The 15290-nt window shown below is 70.4% G+C and carries 19 protein-coding genes; 13 read left to right on the top strand and 6 right to left on the bottom strand.

What is annotated here, in order from left to right:
• Positions 1 to 8 precede the first annotated feature (8 nt).
• From ACFVW6_RS32625 to ACFVW6_RS32605, 5 genes are read left to right on the top strand one after another with little or no spacing between them, the layout of a single operon-like run.
• The gene (locus ACFVW6_RS32625; RefSeq protein WP_378830432.1) at positions 9 to 1046 is read left to right on the top strand and encodes a TIGR03842 family LLM class F420-dependent oxidoreductase; all 1038 of its coding nucleotides are present in this window, start codon (positions 9 to 11) and stop codon (positions 1044 to 1046) included.
• Positions 1043 to 1984 carry an ABC transporter permease subunit gene (locus ACFVW6_RS32620; protein WP_355275529.1) on the top strand — a complete coding sequence of 314 codons (942 nt, stop codon included), beginning with the start codon at positions 1043 to 1045 and terminating at the stop codon, positions 1982 to 1984. Before ACFVW6_RS32625 ends, ACFVW6_RS32620 begins: the two co-directional genes overlap by 4 nt.
• 31 nt (positions 1985 to 2015) lie before the next feature.
• The gene (locus ACFVW6_RS32615; protein ID WP_355275527.1) at positions 2016 to 2840 is read left to right on the top strand and encodes an ABC transporter ATP-binding protein; all 825 of its coding nucleotides are present in this window, start codon (positions 2016 to 2018) and stop codon (positions 2838 to 2840) included.
• Positions 2837 to 3601, top strand: a complete 765-nt coding sequence (locus tag ACFVW6_RS32610) for an ABC transporter permease (RefSeq protein WP_378830435.1) — start codon at positions 2837 to 2839, stop codon at positions 3599 to 3601. Before ACFVW6_RS32615 ends, ACFVW6_RS32610 begins: the two co-directional genes overlap by 4 nt.
• Before the next feature lie 13 nt (positions 3602 to 3614).
• The gene (locus tag ACFVW6_RS32605) at positions 3615 to 4757 is read left to right on the top strand and encodes an ABC transporter substrate-binding protein (protein WP_378830438.1); all 1143 of its coding nucleotides are present in this window, start codon (positions 3615 to 3617) and stop codon (positions 4755 to 4757) included.
• Positions 4758 to 4810: 53 nt separating this feature from the next.
• On the opposite strand, the gene ACFVW6_RS32600 is transcribed toward ACFVW6_RS32605, so the two are convergent.
• Positions 4811 to 5314 (bottom strand): nitroreductase/quinone reductase family protein, encoded by a 504-nt coding sequence (locus ACFVW6_RS32600; RefSeq protein ID WP_378830441.1) that lies wholly within the window; start codon positions 5312 to 5314, stop codon positions 4811 to 4813.
• A gap of 68 nt (positions 5315 to 5382) precedes the next feature.
• On the opposite strand from ACFVW6_RS32600, the gene ACFVW6_RS32595 reads away from it, so the two are divergent.
• Together ACFVW6_RS32595 and ACFVW6_RS32590 are read left to right on the top strand one after the other, a co-directional pair.
• The gene (locus ACFVW6_RS32595; RefSeq protein WP_355275519.1) at positions 5383 to 5739 is read left to right on the top strand and encodes an arsenate reductase family protein; all 357 of its coding nucleotides are present in this window, start codon (positions 5383 to 5385) and stop codon (positions 5737 to 5739) included.
• A 165-nt stretch (positions 5740 to 5904) separates the two neighbouring features.
• Positions 5905 to 6213 carry a hypothetical protein gene (locus ACFVW6_RS32590; RefSeq protein WP_355275517.1) on the top strand — a complete coding sequence of 103 codons (309 nt, stop codon included), beginning with the start codon at positions 5905 to 5907 and terminating at the stop codon, positions 6211 to 6213.
• On the opposite strand, the gene ACFVW6_RS32585 is transcribed toward ACFVW6_RS32590, so the two are convergent.
• From ACFVW6_RS32585 to ACFVW6_RS32575, 3 genes are all read right to left on the bottom strand, one after another.
• A complete protein-coding gene (locus ACFVW6_RS32585) occupies positions 6207 to 6740 on the bottom strand; it encodes an NUDIX domain-containing protein (protein ID WP_378830444.1) in 534 nt (177 codons plus the stop codon). The two genes, ACFVW6_RS32590 and ACFVW6_RS32585, sit on opposite strands and share 7 nt — an antisense overlap.
• 19 nt (positions 6741 to 6759) lie before the next feature.
• Positions 6760 to 7641, bottom strand: coding sequence for a membrane protein insertase YidC (gene yidC / locus ACFVW6_RS32580; protein ID WP_378830447.1), 882 nt, complete (start codon positions 7639 to 7641; stop codon positions 6760 to 6762).
• 93 nt (positions 7642 to 7734) lie between these two features.
• Positions 7735 to 8034 (bottom strand): DUF6412 domain-containing protein, encoded by a 300-nt coding sequence (locus ACFVW6_RS32575; RefSeq protein ID WP_355275511.1) that lies wholly within the window; start codon positions 8032 to 8034, stop codon positions 7735 to 7737.
• An 82-nt stretch (positions 8035 to 8116) separates the two neighbouring features.
• Between ACFVW6_RS32575 and ACFVW6_RS32570 the strand changes: the two genes are divergently transcribed.
• The gene (locus ACFVW6_RS32570; protein WP_355275509.1) at positions 8117 to 8845 is read left to right on the top strand and encodes a TetR/AcrR family transcriptional regulator; all 729 of its coding nucleotides are present in this window, start codon (positions 8117 to 8119) and stop codon (positions 8843 to 8845) included.
• A gap of 1 nt (position 8846) precedes the next feature.
• On the opposite strand, the gene ACFVW6_RS32565 is transcribed toward ACFVW6_RS32570, so the two are convergent.
• Both ACFVW6_RS32565 and ACFVW6_RS32560 read right to left on the bottom strand, forming a co-directional pair.
• Entirely contained in the window at positions 8847 to 10031 is a 1185-nt protein-coding gene (locus ACFVW6_RS32565) for a DUF418 domain-containing protein (protein WP_378830451.1), read from the bottom strand.
• Positions 10028 to 10252 (bottom strand): hypothetical protein, encoded by a 225-nt coding sequence (locus tag ACFVW6_RS32560; RefSeq protein ID WP_378830453.1) that lies wholly within the window; start codon positions 10250 to 10252, stop codon positions 10028 to 10030. The genes ACFVW6_RS32565 and ACFVW6_RS32560 overlap by 4 nt, the downstream gene beginning before the upstream one ends.
• Here ACFVW6_RS32560 and dop point away from each other — a divergent pair.
• From dop to pafA, 5 genes are all read left to right on the top strand, one after another.
• Positions 10251 to 11750, top strand: a complete 1500-nt coding sequence (dop, locus tag ACFVW6_RS32555; RefSeq protein ID WP_355275505.1) for a depupylase/deamidase Dop — start codon at positions 10251 to 10253, stop codon at positions 11748 to 11750. The two genes, ACFVW6_RS32560 and dop, sit on opposite strands and share 2 nt — an antisense overlap.
• Positions 11751 to 11912: 162 nt before the next feature.
• Positions 11913 to 12107, top strand: a complete 195-nt coding sequence (locus ACFVW6_RS32550) for a ubiquitin-like protein Pup (RefSeq protein WP_019047503.1) — start codon at positions 11913 to 11915, stop codon at positions 12105 to 12107.
• A 65-nt stretch (positions 12108 to 12172) separates the two neighbouring features.
• Positions 12173 to 12949, top strand: coding sequence for a proteasome subunit beta (prcB, locus tag ACFVW6_RS32545; protein WP_355275503.1), 777 nt, complete (start codon positions 12173 to 12175; stop codon positions 12947 to 12949).
• Positions 12946 to 13713, top strand: coding sequence for a proteasome subunit alpha (prcA, locus tag ACFVW6_RS32540; protein WP_378830456.1), 768 nt, complete (start codon positions 12946 to 12948; stop codon positions 13711 to 13713). The genes prcB and prcA overlap by 4 nt, the downstream gene beginning before the upstream one ends.
• 167 nt (positions 13714 to 13880) lie before the next feature.
• Positions 13881 to 15239, top strand: coding sequence for a Pup--protein ligase (pafA, locus tag ACFVW6_RS32535; protein ID WP_355275500.1), 1359 nt, complete (start codon positions 13881 to 13883; stop codon positions 15237 to 15239).
• The last annotated feature ends 51 nt before the right edge of the window (positions 15240 to 15290 follow it).

Raw genomic sequence — 15290 nt, 5'->3', positions numbered from 1 at the left:
AGAGTGCCATGGACATCGGTGTCGTCCTGCAGTGCACCCCACCCGCGTCGCGGGTGATCGAGCTGGCCAGAGTGGCCGAGACACACGGGTTCTCGCATGTCTGGACGTTCGACTCGCACCTGCTGTGGCAGGAGCCGTACGTGATCTACAGCCAGATCCTGGCCGCCACCCGCAAGGTGATCGTCGGTCCGATGGTCACCAACCCGGCGACCAGGGACCAGACGGTCACCGCGTCGACCTTCGCCACGCTCAACGAGATGTTCGGCAACCGCACCATCTGCGGTATCGGACGCGGTGATTCGGCGGTGCGCACCCTCGGCGGCAAGCCGACCACTCTGGCGACGCTGCGGAATTCGGTGGAGGTGATCCGCGAACTCGCCAACGGGCGCACCGCCCGGGTCGGCGACACCGAGGTGCGGTTCCCGTGGGCCGCGGACTCCCGGCTGGAGGTGTGGGTCGCCGGGTACGGGCCCAAAGCCCTCGAATTGACCGGTCAGGTGGCCGACGGCTTCATCCTCCAGCTCGCCGACCCCGACATCACCGCGTGGACCATCGCCAAGGTGCGCGGCGCCGCCGAGGCCGCAGGCCGCGATCCCCGCTCGGTCACGATCTGCGTCGCCGCACCCGCCTACGTCACCGACGGGACCCCGGCCGGGCTCGACCACGCCAGGGAACAGTGTCGCTGGTTCGGCGGCATGGTCGGCAACCACGTGGCCGACATCGTCGCGAGATACGGTGCGGGCGGCGATATCCCGGCCGCGCTCACCGACTACATCGCGGGCAGGCAGGGCTACGACTACAACGAGCACGGACGGGCGGGCAATACGCACGCGGAGTTCGTGCCCGACGAGATCGTCGACCGGTTCTGCCTGCTCGGCACGCCCGACGAGCAGCTGGAACGGCTGTGGGAGCTGGAGCGGCTCGGCGTCGACCAGTTCGCCGTCTACCTGCAGCACGATGCCAAGACGGCCACCCTCGAGGCCTACGGCGAGCAGGTGCTGCCCCGGCTGCACCTGCCGGTCACGGCCACCAGGGACGCCGGATGACCGCGGTGGCGCCGGAACCGCCGGTGACGGTGCTCGCGCCCGCGCCGCTGCGGCCCCGCTCGGCGCACCGGGCCCGCGCGGCGCGCATCGGCTACGCGGTCGCCGCGTTCGTGTCGGTCGCGGTGATCTGGGAACTGGTGAAGCTGCTCGTCCCGGCCGACGGCGTGCGCATCGGCGGGGTGCGGGTGCTGCCGCGCACCGGCGACGCCGCGCTGCCGCACGTGTGGTCGGTGGTGACCGTGCTCGGCGAGGCCGACGGCACCGGCACCGTCGGCACGACGCTGCTGCGCACCGCCGGATTCACCCTGACGCTCGCCCTGCTCGCGCTGCTGCTCGGCACGGTGATCGGCATCGCGCTCGCGGTGGCGATGCAGCGATTCGGCCCGCTCGAGCGTGGCATCCTGCCGTATGTCGTGCTCTCGCAGACCGTTCCGCTGATCGCGCTGGCCCCGCTGGTGGCCGCGTGGGGTGGCAAGCTCGCCATCGGCGGGCAGCCGTGGCGGCCGTGGATGAGCATCGTCGTGATCGCCGCCTACCTGGCGTTCTTCCCGGTCGCGATCGGCATGCTGCGCGGCCTGCACGCGCCGTCGGCGGCCTCGGTGGAGCTGATGCGCAGCTGTTCGGCGGGATGGTGGGCGACCCTGACCCGCTTGCGTTTTCCCGCCGCGGTGCCGTCGCTGATGCCCGCGTTGCGGCTGGCCGCCGCCGCGGCCGTGATCGGCGCGGTGGTCGCCGAGATCTCCACCGGCACCGCGGGCGGGATCGGCCGCCAGATCATCGTGTTCTCCCAGCAGGCCACCGGTGACGCCGCCCGGCTCTACGCGGCGGTCATCGCCGCGGCCCTGCTCGGGGTGGTGCTGACCGGACTGGTCGGCCTCGTCGAGCTGGCCGTGCGCCGCTACAACCATCCGCCGGGCACCGGCGATCCCTCCTCGTAGTTCTCGTTGTCCAGGAAGAAGCACGCATCGCATGACCTCGTCAGCAGTCGGCGCCCCGCCGCCACCGGCGGTCGAACTCACCCACCTCGGCAAGACCTTCGCCGCCGGTGCCGTGACCGCGCTCGCCGATGTCTCCCTCACCGTCGCCCCGGGCGAATTCGTCTCCCTCATCGGGCCTTCCGGCTGCGGCAAGTCCACCCTGCTGCGGATCATCGCCGATCTGGAGACGCCGACCGGCGGCACCGTGACCGTGCACGGCAAGACCGCCCGGCAGGCCAGGATCGACCAGGACTACGGCATCGCCTTCCAGCAGGCGGGCCTGCTGGACTGGCGCACCGTCGCCGCCAATGTCGAACTGCCGCTGGAACTGCACCGGGTCCCCAAGGCGCAGCGCCGGGCCCGCAGCGCCGAACTGCTCGCCATGGCGGGGCTCACCGAGTTCGCCGACCGCTACCCGGCCGAACTGTCCGGCGGCATGCAGCAGCGCGTCGCGATCGCGCGGGCCCTGGCCCGGACCCCGGCGCTGCTGCTGATGGACGAGCCGTTCGGCGCGCTCGACGAGATGACCAGGGAGCGGATGCAGGGCGAGCTGCTGCGGATCGCGGGGGAGACCGGCGCCGCGGTGGTGTTCGTGACGCACTCGATCCCCGAAGCGGTGTACCTGTCGGACCGGGTGGTGGTGCTCTCGGCGCGGCCCGGCCGGATCAGCGACATCGTGCCCACCGGCGGGTGGGGGCGCGACACCGACGCCGACGTGCGATCCTCGGCGGAGTTCTTCGCCGCGGTGGCCGCCGTGCGTGCCGCGCTGCGCGGGGAGCACACGGAGCAGGCCGTGGCCGGACGGGACCTGCCATGAGGACCTGGCTGCCACCGATCGTGGTGGGTGTCGTCGTGCTGGCGCTGTGGCAGGTGCTCACCGTCGCGGCGGGAGTGCCGTCGTTCCTGCTGCCCGCGCCGAGCGCGATCGCCGAGCAGTTCGCCGGCAACGCGGGCCGGATCCTGGACGCCGCGCTGGCCACCGGGGCCAACGCGCTGGTCGGGTTCGTGGTCGGGACGGTGCTCGGGATCGCCGCCGCCGTGCTCGCGGTGCGGTTCCGGATCGTCGACGGGCTGCTCACCCCGCTGGCCGCCGCCGCGGCCGCCGTGCCCATCGTGGCGCTCGCGCCGTTGCTGAACACGATGTACTCGACCACCACGGAGACACCCCGCCGGATCGTCGTCACCATCGTCGTGTTCTTCCCGGTGTTCGTCAGTACCGCGCGCGGCCTGCGTCAGGTGCCGAAGGTGCAGGCCGACCTGATGACCTCCTACGCCGCCACCGACTGGCAGGTCACCCGCACCGTGCGGCTGCCCGCCGCGCTGCCGCACCTGTTCACCGGACTGCGGATCGCCGCGCCCGGCGCGGTCATCGCGGCCGTCATCGCCGAATACTTCGGCGGCCTCCAGAACGGGCTCGGCAGCCGGATCACCTCCGCCGCCGCCAATACCGCCTATCCGCGGGCCTGGGCGTACGTGGTCGGCGCGATGGCCGTCGGCCTGGTCTTCCTCGCCGCGGTCCTGCTCCTCGAACAGCTCACCCGCCGACCCCGCACCCCACTGCTGTCCACGATCCGATGAGGGAGATCCATCCATGAGCAAGACCGCACTCCGGCTGCGCAGTTGTCTGGCGCTGGCCGCGCTCGCCGCCGCCGCGCTGACCGGCTGCAGCACCACCGACACCGCCTCGGAGACCACCGCCGACGGTCTCACCAAGGTGAAGCTGCAGTTGCAGTGGTTCAAACAGGGCCAGTTCGCCGGGTACCTGGCGGCCGTCGACCAGGGGTTCTACCGGGAGCAGGGGCTGTCGGTGGAGATCCTCGACGGCGGCACCGACATCGTCCCGCAGACCGTGCTCGCCCAGGGCCAGGCCGACTACGCGGTGGCCTGGGTACCCAAGGCGCTGGCCTCGCGGGAGGCGGGCGCCGGCATCACCGAGATCGCGCAGGTGTTCCAGCGTTCGGGCACCAAGCAGGTCTCGTTCAAGGCCGACAACATCACCGGACCGGCCGCCCTGCGTGGCAAGACCGTCGGAAACTGGGGCTACGGCAACGAATTCGAGCTCTTCGCCGGGATGACCAAGGCGGGCATCGACCCGGCCAAGGACGTGAAGCTGGTCCAGCAGCAGTTCGACATGAACGCCTTCCTCGCCAAGGACATCGCCGCCGCCCAGGCCATGTCCTACAACGAGTACGCCCAGCTGCTCGAGACGAAGAACCCGGCCACCGGAAAGCTCTACACGGCCGAGGATTTCACCACCATCGACTGGAATGCCGAAGGCGTGGCGATGTTGCAGGACGCGCTGTGGGCCAACACCGAGAAGCTGAAGGATCCGAAGTACCAGGAGCAGACGGTGAAGTTCCTGGTCGCCTCGCTGAAGGGCTGGGCGTTCTGCCGGGACAACCTCGACAAGTGCCGTGACATCACCGTCGCCGCGGGCGCGACGCTGGGCGCCGGGCACCAGCAGTGGCAGATCAACGAGGTGAACAAGCTGATCTGGCCCTCGCCCGCCGGGATCGGCACCGTCGACAAGGCGGCCTGGGACCGCACGGTGACCATCGCCAAGGAGACCAGGAACGCCGAGGGCGCGACGGTGCTGACCAAGGATCCCGGCCCCGACGCCTACACCACCGAGTACGTCACCAAGGCCCTCGATCAGCTGCGGGCCGCCGGCGTCGAGGTGACCGGGGCCGGATTCCAGCCCACTCAGGTCACGCCCACCGAAGGCGGCAAGTAGGCCGGACCCGACGACGGCCCGGCGGGTGGGTCCGCCGGGCCGTCGTCGTGCGGTCAGCGCGGGATGAGCTCGACGACCACGCCGCCCTGCTGCCAGGTCTGGTAGATGTCGGCCTTGGACGGCTCGCCGTCGGCGGTGAAGCCGATGCCGTTGAACTTGGCGTTCTGCTTGTTGTCGCGGGCGATCACCGTGTACAGGTCGAGCACCGCCTGCTCGTCGGAATGCACGGTGGCGGTGAAGGATTCGGGGGATCGCCCGCGCGAGAGGCGCACCTCGGCGCCGCCGCGCAGGTTCTTGACCCACGGGCGCAGGGCGGTGCCGATCAGCAGCGCGCCGTCGTGGACGGTGTAGGCGACCGGGACGTCGTAGACCGTGCCGGACTTGCGGCCGGTGACGTGCAGGGTCGCCAGCCGCTTGCCGACGATGCCGGACAGCACCGGCACCTTCAGCAGGCCGCGGACGAGGGTGTTGACCCGGCCCTGGGAGGGGCGGATCGGTTCGGGACCGGTGGTTGTCGGTGTGCCGTACGGGTTTTCGGAGGGCGCGGTGTCGCTCATCCCTCCAGTATCGGCCGGTGCGCCCGCGCCCGCAGTTCGCGTCCGTGCCCGCCCACTACGCTGCGGGTATGACCGAGATCTGGCACAACCCCCGCTGCACGAAGAGTCGCAACGCCACCGCGCACCTGGACGCCGCCGGAGTCGAGTACACGGTGCGGCGCTACCTCGACGATCCGCCGACGGTCGAGGAATTGCGCGCGGTGCTGGCCCGGCTCGGCGCGCGGCCGTGGGACATCACCCGCACCGGTGAGCAGATCGCCAAGGATCTCGGCATGGCGGGCTGGGGTCGGACCGACGCCGATGTCGACCGGTGGCTGGCCGCACTCGCCGAGCACCCCAAGCTGATCCAGCGTCCGATCGTGCTCACCGCCGACGGTGGCGCGGTGGTGGCCCGCGACGAGGAATCGCTGCGGTCGCTCGACTGATCGTGGCTTGCCCGGCGATAACTCTTCGGACGAGGGCGTAACGGCGACCGCGGTTTGGGTGATGTAGATCACATCATCGGGACGCGGTGTCCCGAGGCGGATATCGAACCGAACGTGGATGCCGGCGGGTTCGACAGCGGGAACTCCACGCGGTGGGAGGTTGTCATGAAATCTCTACGCAAGATCGCTGTGGGAGCCACGGCCGCCGGTCTCATCGGCGCCTCGACTCTGCTCGCCGGACCCGTCCAGGCGCAACCACCGGGTCACTGCTCGGTGAACCCCATTGCCGGCACCGGCGCCTTCTCCCAGTGTGGCGACCCGGTCTGGCACCAGGTTCGCGTCACCTGCTGGGCCTGGTGGAGCTGGTTCAGCAGCTACGAGCGCTACGGGCAGCCCGCGTTCGGCGGTTTCCACTCCGAAACCGCCTGTGACCTGCCGTTCAGCATGCAGACCTGGCAGGTGATCGTCTACTGAGCCAGCAGCTCGCCGAGCAGGATCCGGGTGTCGGGGACGAACGGCCAGGCCGGATCGGCCAGGTGTGCCCGGAGTTCGGCGTCGGTCCACCACCAGCCGTCCGCGATCTCGGACGGCTGGTGGTGGACCGGGCCGTCGGCGCGGATCTCGTAGCCGAACAGATGGCAGCGCAGCGGCCTGCCCGCCCAGCTGCCGTCCCAGGACGCGGTGGCGCGCAAGGTGATCGGCGTGTCGGCATCCGGGGTGATGCCGAGTTCCTCGCGGAGTTCGCGCCGGGCGGTGTCGGCGGGATCCTCGCCCGCGTCGACGACGCCCCCGGCCAGGCAGTCGTGCAGGCCGGCGAAGACGAGTTTGCTGTCGGTGCGCCGGTGGACATAGATCCGGCGGCCGTCGGTGGAGCGCACCAGCACGCCCGCGCTGGCGTGCCAGAGCCCCTCGCGATAGACCGTGCCCCGCTCGGCCGCGCCGATCACCGCACCTTCGGCGTCGTACACGGCGAGCAGTTCCGACTCCGGATGCGCAGACACCGCCCGAGGGTAACGCGTCTCAGCGGCGCCGCCGTGTCGGCTTCACCCCCGGTCGCGGCGCGGCCGCCTTCGCGCGCGCGGCCGACAGCGCCGCCGCGGCGGCGGCCTCGGCGTCGAGCTTGCGGCGGATCAGATACTGCTGCCCGCACGTCCACACCGCGTTCGTGGCGAAGTAGGTGAGCACGGCGACGGGCAGGATCGCGCCGCTGACCAGCGCGCCCACGGGGAACACCCACAGCGACAACCGGCGCAGGATCGCGGACGTGGTGTCGGTCGCGGGCGGGGTCAGCCGGGCGGTGAGGTGGGTGGCGAGCGCGGTGATCAGCACCAGCGGAATCGCGAGCGCGGCGACCGAGACGAACACCTCGCCCGCCCCGGTCAGGGTCGCCGACAGCGGAGCGCCGAAGACCCTGGCGTCGAGGAAGGCGTTCACCTCGCGCACCCCGAACAGATAGTTCGGCGTCGCGCTGTTCACCGCGGGCGGCAGCGGGGCATCGGTCGCGGCGAACGGGCCGACCGCGTAGGCGCCGGTGCGGTCGAACGAGCGCAGGACGTGGAACAGGCCGAGGAACACCAGGGCCTGGGCGATCATCGGAACGAACCCGCCGAACAGGCGCACCCCGTGGTCGCGGTGCAGCGCCCGGGTCTTCTCGGCCTGCGCGCGCTGGTCGCCGGGGTGCTGGGCACGGATCTTGTCGAGCTGTGGTCGCAGCGACCGCAGCACGGCCTGGGAGCGGGCTTGCCGCAGCGCCGGGACGACGAGCAGCGCGCGGACGGTGACGACGAGGGCGACCACGGCCAGCAGCCAGGCGAGGCCGTCGGCGGGACCGAGGGGGACGGCGAGGAGCCGGTGCCAGCACCAGAGCACGGCGGACACCGGGAAGTACACGAAATCGAGCATGACGGAACGACCTGTCCGGACAACGTGCGCGAGCGCGCACGAGAGGGGAGTGGGATCACGGCAGCCGACCGGTAGCGCGCACGGCGCTACCCGTCAGTGGTGATCGATCCCCGGTGCTCGCGGACGTGGGCGGCCCGCGGCGTCCGGATTGCTCTGGCGCAGAAAGGAACCCCGCAGGCGGCGCTCGGCCGAGCGGGGTGGACCGGCGGTGGCGACCCGGACCGGCAGCTGCCGGTGCGTGGTGATCGCGACCAGCGCGCACACCATGGCCGCGGCGACCGCGCCGAAGGCCAGCATGCGGGCGGTGTCGCCGCCGGGCGTCGTCAGCAGCACGAACGCGGGCAGCACGCACGCGAGCACCGCGTACGCCATCAGCACTGCCCGGGACCGCATGCCGCCGAGCATACCGATCGGCGGCGGGTGGTTGGTGGAACGCTGTGTCACGGTCACCTCCGGTCCGGGTATCGTTGGCACTGTGACTGCACCTTCCGCCCAGGACGCGCAGCCCGTCGGTGACGGGCGCGCCACCCGCTGGCACGGCCACAAGGCCCGCCGCCGGGCGGAGATGATCGATGCCGCCATCGAGGTGATCGACGAACACGGGCTCGAGATCTCGGTGCAGCTGATCGCCGAGCACCTGGGCCTGCCCCGGCCGGTGGTGTACCGGCACGTCGGCGGCCGCGCCGAACTCGACGCCCTCGCCCGCCAGCGCATCCTGGAGCTGCTGCTCGCGGAGTTGCTGCCCGCGCTGGAGCCGGACGGGACGCTCAAGGACGCGGTGCGCGGCGCCATCGGCACCTACCTCGGCTGGATCGAACGCCACCCCAACCTGCACCGCTTCCTCGGTGACGCCGCGCCCGACGGCGGCGCCGCCACCCTGGGCGGCGCGGGGCGCCAGGTCGGTGGGCAGCTGGCCGACATGTTCGCCGCCACGCTGGCCCGCTTCGGGATCGATCCCGCCCGTGCCCGGCCGATGGCCTTCGGCATGGTCGGCCTGGTCGACGGCGTGGTGGCCAGCTGGCGCGCCGACCCGGAGCCGGTGCTGTCGGCCGAACAGATCCAGGGCATCCTGACCGAGTCGGTGCTGTCGCTGTTCGAGGGCAACGCCCGCAGCCTCGGTGTCCCGCTGCAACGGGATTCGCTGGTGGCCGACCTGCTGGTCGCGCCCGATGCCGCCCCGCCACCGGCGGAGCGGCTGCGCTGACTCACCCCGCCGGCGTGAGCAGCTGATAGGTGCGCTGCCACAGCCATTCGACCGGGCCGCGCTCGAAGCGGCGCAACCAGAAGTGGGCGAACATCGTGATCAGGACGACCACCAGCAGGTAGATCCCGATCGTGAACGGCACCCGCGCGGACGGTGTGACGCTCGCGGCGAGCCCGAAACCCCAGCCGTAGCAGAGCATTCCGGCGATCAGATTCTGCAGGATGTAGCAGCTCAGTGCCGTCCGGCCGACCTCGCTCAGCCGCGCCCCCGCGTAGCCGACCCGCGACCTGCGCAGATAGAACTCCGCGACCGCCGCGAGAATGCCCAGCGCGACGAACGGCGCCGTGCCGTAGCGGGTGAGCAGCACCAGGTCGCCGCCACCGAAGACGCCGACCGTGAAGTCCAGCGGCGCCGCGATACCGAAGCCGATCACCAGCAGCCGGCGGCGGATGCGCGCCCCCGCGGGCTGGAACACCCCGGCGCGATACAGCCGCGCGCCGAGCAGGAACAGCGCCACCGACATCGGGAAGACGAAGATCGCCTCCACCCGGAAGGCCCCGGCATTCTCGATCCGGAACAGCACCAGATCCCAGAAGGAGCCGTCCGCGTAGGGATTCGGGTCGAGGGGTTCGGTAGCCGACGGCTCCGCGGCGGGCGCGAAGGTCAGGGCGGCCGCGATCAGGGTCAGCATCGTCACGTGGATCGACGCCGCGACGATCAGCCACCGGCGTTGCGCCCGGTCGCTCGTCGCCAGCAGGTAGGCGACGACCAGGCCGGTGACCGCGTACCCCATCAGCACGTCGAACTCGGCGACGAGCAGGAAGTTCACCAGGCCGTCCAGGAAGAGCAGGCCCGCTCGCACGGGATAGCGGCCCGGCCAGCGGCGTCCGCCGCGCCGGGCCGAATCCTGCTGGATGGCCAGCCCGATCCCGAACATCACCGTCAGCAGGCCGAGGAACTTGCCCTGGGCCAGTTGCTGGAGCACCCGTTCGGTCCACAGCCAGCCGTCGGTCGCGGCGGCGCCGAGCCCATCGATGTAGCCGGTCAACCCGGCCGGATCGGTGAAGATCCAGATATTGGTACCGAGGGTGCCCAGGATCGCGATGCCACGCAGGACATCGAGCGCGAGCAGCCGGGTCGGCCGTTCGGTCACCTCGCCGGTGAGCTGTTGCACGGATTCGCTCATGGCTTCGAGTATCTCGGCCGGGCCCCGCCCGCCGGATCGCCCGCGAGGACCACCCCGGGTCCGCCGAGCGGGGGACCGGGGGTGCGCCCGATCGCCGACAGCAGCCGGACGTCGCCGGCCTGCTCACCGGCCTGCGTCCGCGCGGGTGAGCCCGGGGCGCCGGAGGCCGCTGGGCCGAGATGCCGGTGCGCGTCGGGCCCGTCGCCTAGGCTCGACAGCATGCAGCGCATCATCGGAATCGAGGTCGAGTACGGCATCTCGACCCCCACGGAGCCGACGGCCAACCCGATCCTCACCTCCACCCAGGCCGTTCTCGCCTACGCCGCCGCCGAGGGCGTACCGCGGGCCAAGCGGACGCGCTGGGACTACGAGGTGGAATCCCCGCTGCGTGACGCGCGTGGTTTCGACCTGAGCCGGATGAGCGGACCCGCTCCCGTGATCGACGCCGACGAGGTCGGCGCGGCGAACATGATCCTCACCAACGGCGCCCGGCTCTACGTCGACCACGCCCATCCGGAGTACTCCGCGCCCGAGGTGGTCGACCCGCTCGACGCGGTCATCTGGGACAAGGCGGGCGAGCGGGTGATGGAGGCCGCCGCCCGGCACGCCTCCAGCGTCCCCGGCGCACCGCGCCTGCAGCTGTACAAGAACAACGTCGACGGCAAGGGCGCCTCCTACGGCACCCACGAGAACTACCTGATGAACCGCGACACCCCGTTCAGCCACATCATCGCGGGGCTCACGCCGTTCTTCGTCTCCCGCCAGGTGATCTGCGGGTCCGGCCGGGTCGGCATCGGCCAGTCCGGCGACCACGCGGGCTTCCAGCTGTCCCAGCGCGCCGACTACATCGAGGTCGAGGTCGGCCTGGAGACCACGCTCAAGCGCGGCATCATCAACACCCGCGACGAGCCGCACGCCGACGCCGACAAGTACCGGCGCCTGCACGTGATCATCGGCGACGCCAACCTGGCCGAGATGTCGACCTACCTGAAGGTCGGCACCACCGCGCTGGTGCTGGATCTGATCGAGGCGGGCGAGGACCTCTCGGAGTTCCAGCTGGCCCGCCCGGTCACCGCCGTGCACCAGATCAGCCACGACCCGTCGCTGCGCGCCACCGTGGCGCTGGCCGACGGCCGCGAGCTGACCGGCCTTGCGCTGCAACGGCTCTACCACGAGCGCGTCGCCAAGTTCATCGACCGCGAGGGCAACGACGACCCGCGCGTGCGCGACATCGTCGACAACTGGGCCATGGTCCTGGACCTGCTCGAGCGCGACCCGATGGAGTGCGCCAACCTGCTCGACTGGCCGGCCAAGCTACGCCTGCTCGAGGGCATGCGCAGCCGCGAGGGCCTGGGCTGGGCCGCGCCCAAGCTGCACCTGATGGACCTGCAGTACTCCGATGTGCGCCTGGACAAGGGCCTCTACAACCGCCTGGTGGCGCGCGGCTCGATGAAGCGGCTCGTCAGCGAGCAGCAGGTGCTCGACGCGATGACCAAGCCGCCGACCGACACCCGCGCGTACTTCCGCGGTGAGTGCCTGCGCCGGTTCGGCGCCGATATCGCCGCCGCCAGTTGGGATTCGGTGATCTTCGACCTCGGTGGCGATTCGCTGGTGCGAATCCCCACCCTGGAGCCGCGCCGCGGCACGAAAGCGCACGTCGGGAAGCTGCTCGACGCCGCGCAGTCGGCCGCCGACCTGGTCGACCAGCTCACGCACTGAGGCGTTTTCCGGCACGACAGGGCGACAATCCGATCGCTAATAGACCACCTTGTCGGATCGGCTCGGTAGGGTTGTGGGACGAGCACGAACATCGCTCATGATCGCCGACCGTGCTCATCCGAAAGGTCGCGGTCATGATGAGGAAAGAGGAGGTCGGCTGCCATGGCACAAGAGCAGACCAAGCGCGCCGGGGGTGGCGACGAGGACGAGGGTCCCGAGGGCGTCGACGCGGCGGGTCAGGAACGCCGCGAGAAGCTCGCGGAGGAAACCGACGACCTGCTCGACGAGATCGATGACGTGCTCGAGGAGAACGCCGAGGACTTCGTGCGGGCATATGTGCAGAAGGGCGGCCAGTGACCTCAGGTGACCCGTTGCGCCTCCACGCGGGGCAGGCTCTCTCCTCGTTCACCGAACATCTCCGCATGCACGCTCCGGACCTGTTGCCCGGCAACAGGTTCGGCGCCTCGGATCTGACCGCGGCGAAGGATCTGGCGCCGCACGGCACCACCATCGTCGCGGTCACCTATCGGGGTGGCGTGCTCATCGCGGGCGACCGCAGGGCCACCATGGGCAACCTGCTGGCCAGTCGCGACACCGAGAAGGTGTACATCACCGACACCTTCTCGGCGGCGGGCATCGCGGGCACCGCGGGCATCGCGATCGAGATGATCCGGCTGTTCGCGGTGGAGCTCGAGTACTACGAGAAGATCGAAGGCGTGCCGCTGACCTTCGACGGTAAAGCCAACAAGTTGTCGAAGATGGTCCGCGACAACCTGCCGGCCGCCCTGCAGGGTCTGGCCGTCGTGCCGATCCTCGTCGGCTACGACGACCAGATCGCCGACCTCGACAAATCCGGCCGCATCGTGTCCTACGACGTGGTCGGCGGGCGCAGCGAGGAGCGGTTCGGCTACACCGCGGTCGGCTCCGGTTCGATGTTCGCGAAGTCCTCGCTCAAGAAGCTCTACCAGCGCGGCCTCGATCAGGACCGGGCGTTGCGGATCGCGGTGGAGTCGCTGTTCGACGCCGCCGACGACGACACCGCCACCGGTGGTCCGGACATGCTGCGCGGCATCTACCCGACAGCGGTGGTGATCGACGCCGAGGGTGCGACCGAGGTGGGCGAGGACCGCCTGGCCGAGATCGCCCGCGGCGTGATCGCCGACCGGGAAGCCGCGGAAGAAGGGGGCGCCGTCCTATGACGCTGCCGTATTACGCCTCGGCCGAGCAGATCATGCGCGACAAGACCGAGCTCGCCCGCAAGGGCATCGGTCGCGGTCGCAGTGTGGTGGTGCTGGTCTACGACAAGGGCGTGCTGTTCGTCGCCGAGAACCCCTCGGCGACGTTGCACAAGGTCAGCGAACTCTACGACCGTGTCGGTTTCGCCGCGGTCGGCAAGTACAACGAGTTCGAGGCCCTGCGCCGCGGCGGCATCCTGCAGGCCGACCTCAAGGGCTATCAGTACGACCGGCGCGATGTCACCGGCCGTGGCCTGGCCAACCTCTACGCGCAGAGCCTGGGCTCGATCTTCACCGATCAGCTCAAGCCCTACGAGGTGGAGCTGTGTGTCGCCGAGGTCGGGTATCCGGAACAGTCGCCGACCTCGGTGCTGTACCGGATCACCTTCGACGGGTCGATCGTCGACGAACGCGAGTACGTCGTCATGGGCGGCACCACCGAGCCCATCGTGACCGCGCTCAAGGCCGCCTACAAGCCGGGTCTGACCCTGGACGAGGCGCTGAAGGTGGCGATCGGGGCGCTGCAGGCCGGTCAGCCCGAGGCCGACAAGGACAAGCGCGTGCTCGGTGAGTCCTCCCTCGAGGTGGCCACGCTCGAGCAGTCCCGGCCCCGCCGGGCGTTCCGCCGGCTGCAGGGTGCGGCCCTGGAGCAGGCGCTGGGTACGCCGAAGGCGAAAGCCGTGAAGGAAGCGAAGCTGCCCGAGCCCGAGGACGGCGCGGGGGAGTAGACCCCGCCGTCACGATCATGAACGGGCCCCCGGACCGATCCGGTCCGGGGGCCCGTTCTCGTCGTGCTCGCGGAGGTCGTTCGCTGTCCGAATCGTTGTGAACACGTATGCGAATGGGATGTCCGGAGCGCCGCGCGGGCCCTGGTCATGGCTGTAGTGTCGATAGTGTGCAGCGACGAATCATGGGGATCGAGACCGAGTTCGGTGTGACATGCACCTTCCACGGTCACCGTCGGCTGTCCCCCGACGAGGTGGCCCGGTACCTGTTCCGCCGGGTGGTGTCCTGGGGCCGTAGCTCTAATGTCTTCCTTCGAAACGGTGCCAGGTTGTACCTCGACGTCGGATCGCATCCCGAGTACGCCACGGCAGAATGCGACAGCCTGGTGCAGCTGGTCACCCACGACCGGGCGGGCGAGCGGGTGCTGGAAGACCTGCTGATAGACGCCGAACAGCGGCTCGCCGAGGAAGGCATCGGCGGCGACATCTACCTGTTCAAGAACAACACCGACTCCGCGGGCAACTCCTACGGCTGCCACGAGAACTTCCTCGTGGTGCGCGCGGGTGAGTTCTCCCGGATCTCCGACGTGTTGCTGCCGTTCCTGGTCACCCGCCAGCTCATCTGCGGTGCGGGCAAGGTGCTGCAGACGCCCAAGGCGGCCACGTTCTGCCTCTCGCAGCGTGCCGAGCACATCTGGGAGGGCGTCTCCTCGGCGACCACCCGCTCGCGCCCGATCATCAACACCCGCGACGAGCCGCACGCCGACGCCGAGAAGTACCGGCGCCTGCACGTGATCGTGGGCGACTCCAACATGGCCGAGCCGACGACGATGCTCAAGGTGGGCACGGCGTCGCTGGTGCTGGAGATGATCGAGGCGGGCGTCTCGTTCCGCGACTTCGCCCTCGACAACCCGATCCGGGCGATCCGCGAGGTGAGCCACGATCTGACCGGTCGCCGTCCGGTGCGGCTGGCCGGTGGCAGGCAGGCCAGCGCGCTCGAGATCCAGCGCGAGTACTACGCCCGCGCCGTCGAGCACCTCCGCAACCGCGACCGCGATCCGCAGGTCGACGCGGTGGTCGACCTGTGGGGCCGCACCCTTGACGCCGTCGAGGCGCAGGACTTCGCCAAGGTCGACACCGAGATCGACTGGGTGATCAAGCGCAAGCTGTTCCAGCGCTACCAGGACCGCTACAACATGGAGCTGTCGGATCCGAAGATCGCCCAGCTCGACCTGGCCTACCACGACATCAAGCGTGGTCGCGGCGTCTTCGACCTGCTGCAGCGCAAGGGTCTGGCCAAGCGGATCACCGAGGACGAGGCCGTCGACGCTGCGGTGGAGACCCCGCCGCAGACCACCCGCGCCAAGCTGCGCGGTGATTTCATCACCGCCGCGCAGGAGGCGGGCCGCGATTTCACGGTCGATTGGGTGCATTTGAAGTTGAACGATCAAGCGCAGCGCACCGTGTTGTGCAAGGATCCGTTCCGGTCGGTCGACGAGCGGGTCGATCGGCTGATCGCCTCGATGTAGGCGAACCCCCGAGACGGGGGACCCGGCGACGGGACCGATGGCGCGAGGGAG

Origin of the sequence: Nocardia sp. NPDC058244 (assembly GCF_042882065.1) — a bacterium.
Lineage (GTDB): Bacteria > Actinomycetota > Actinomycetes > Mycobacteriales > Mycobacteriaceae > Nocardia.
Note: the sequence above shows the minus strand (reverse complement) of the source record. Positions and strands in the feature narration are given on the sequence as shown.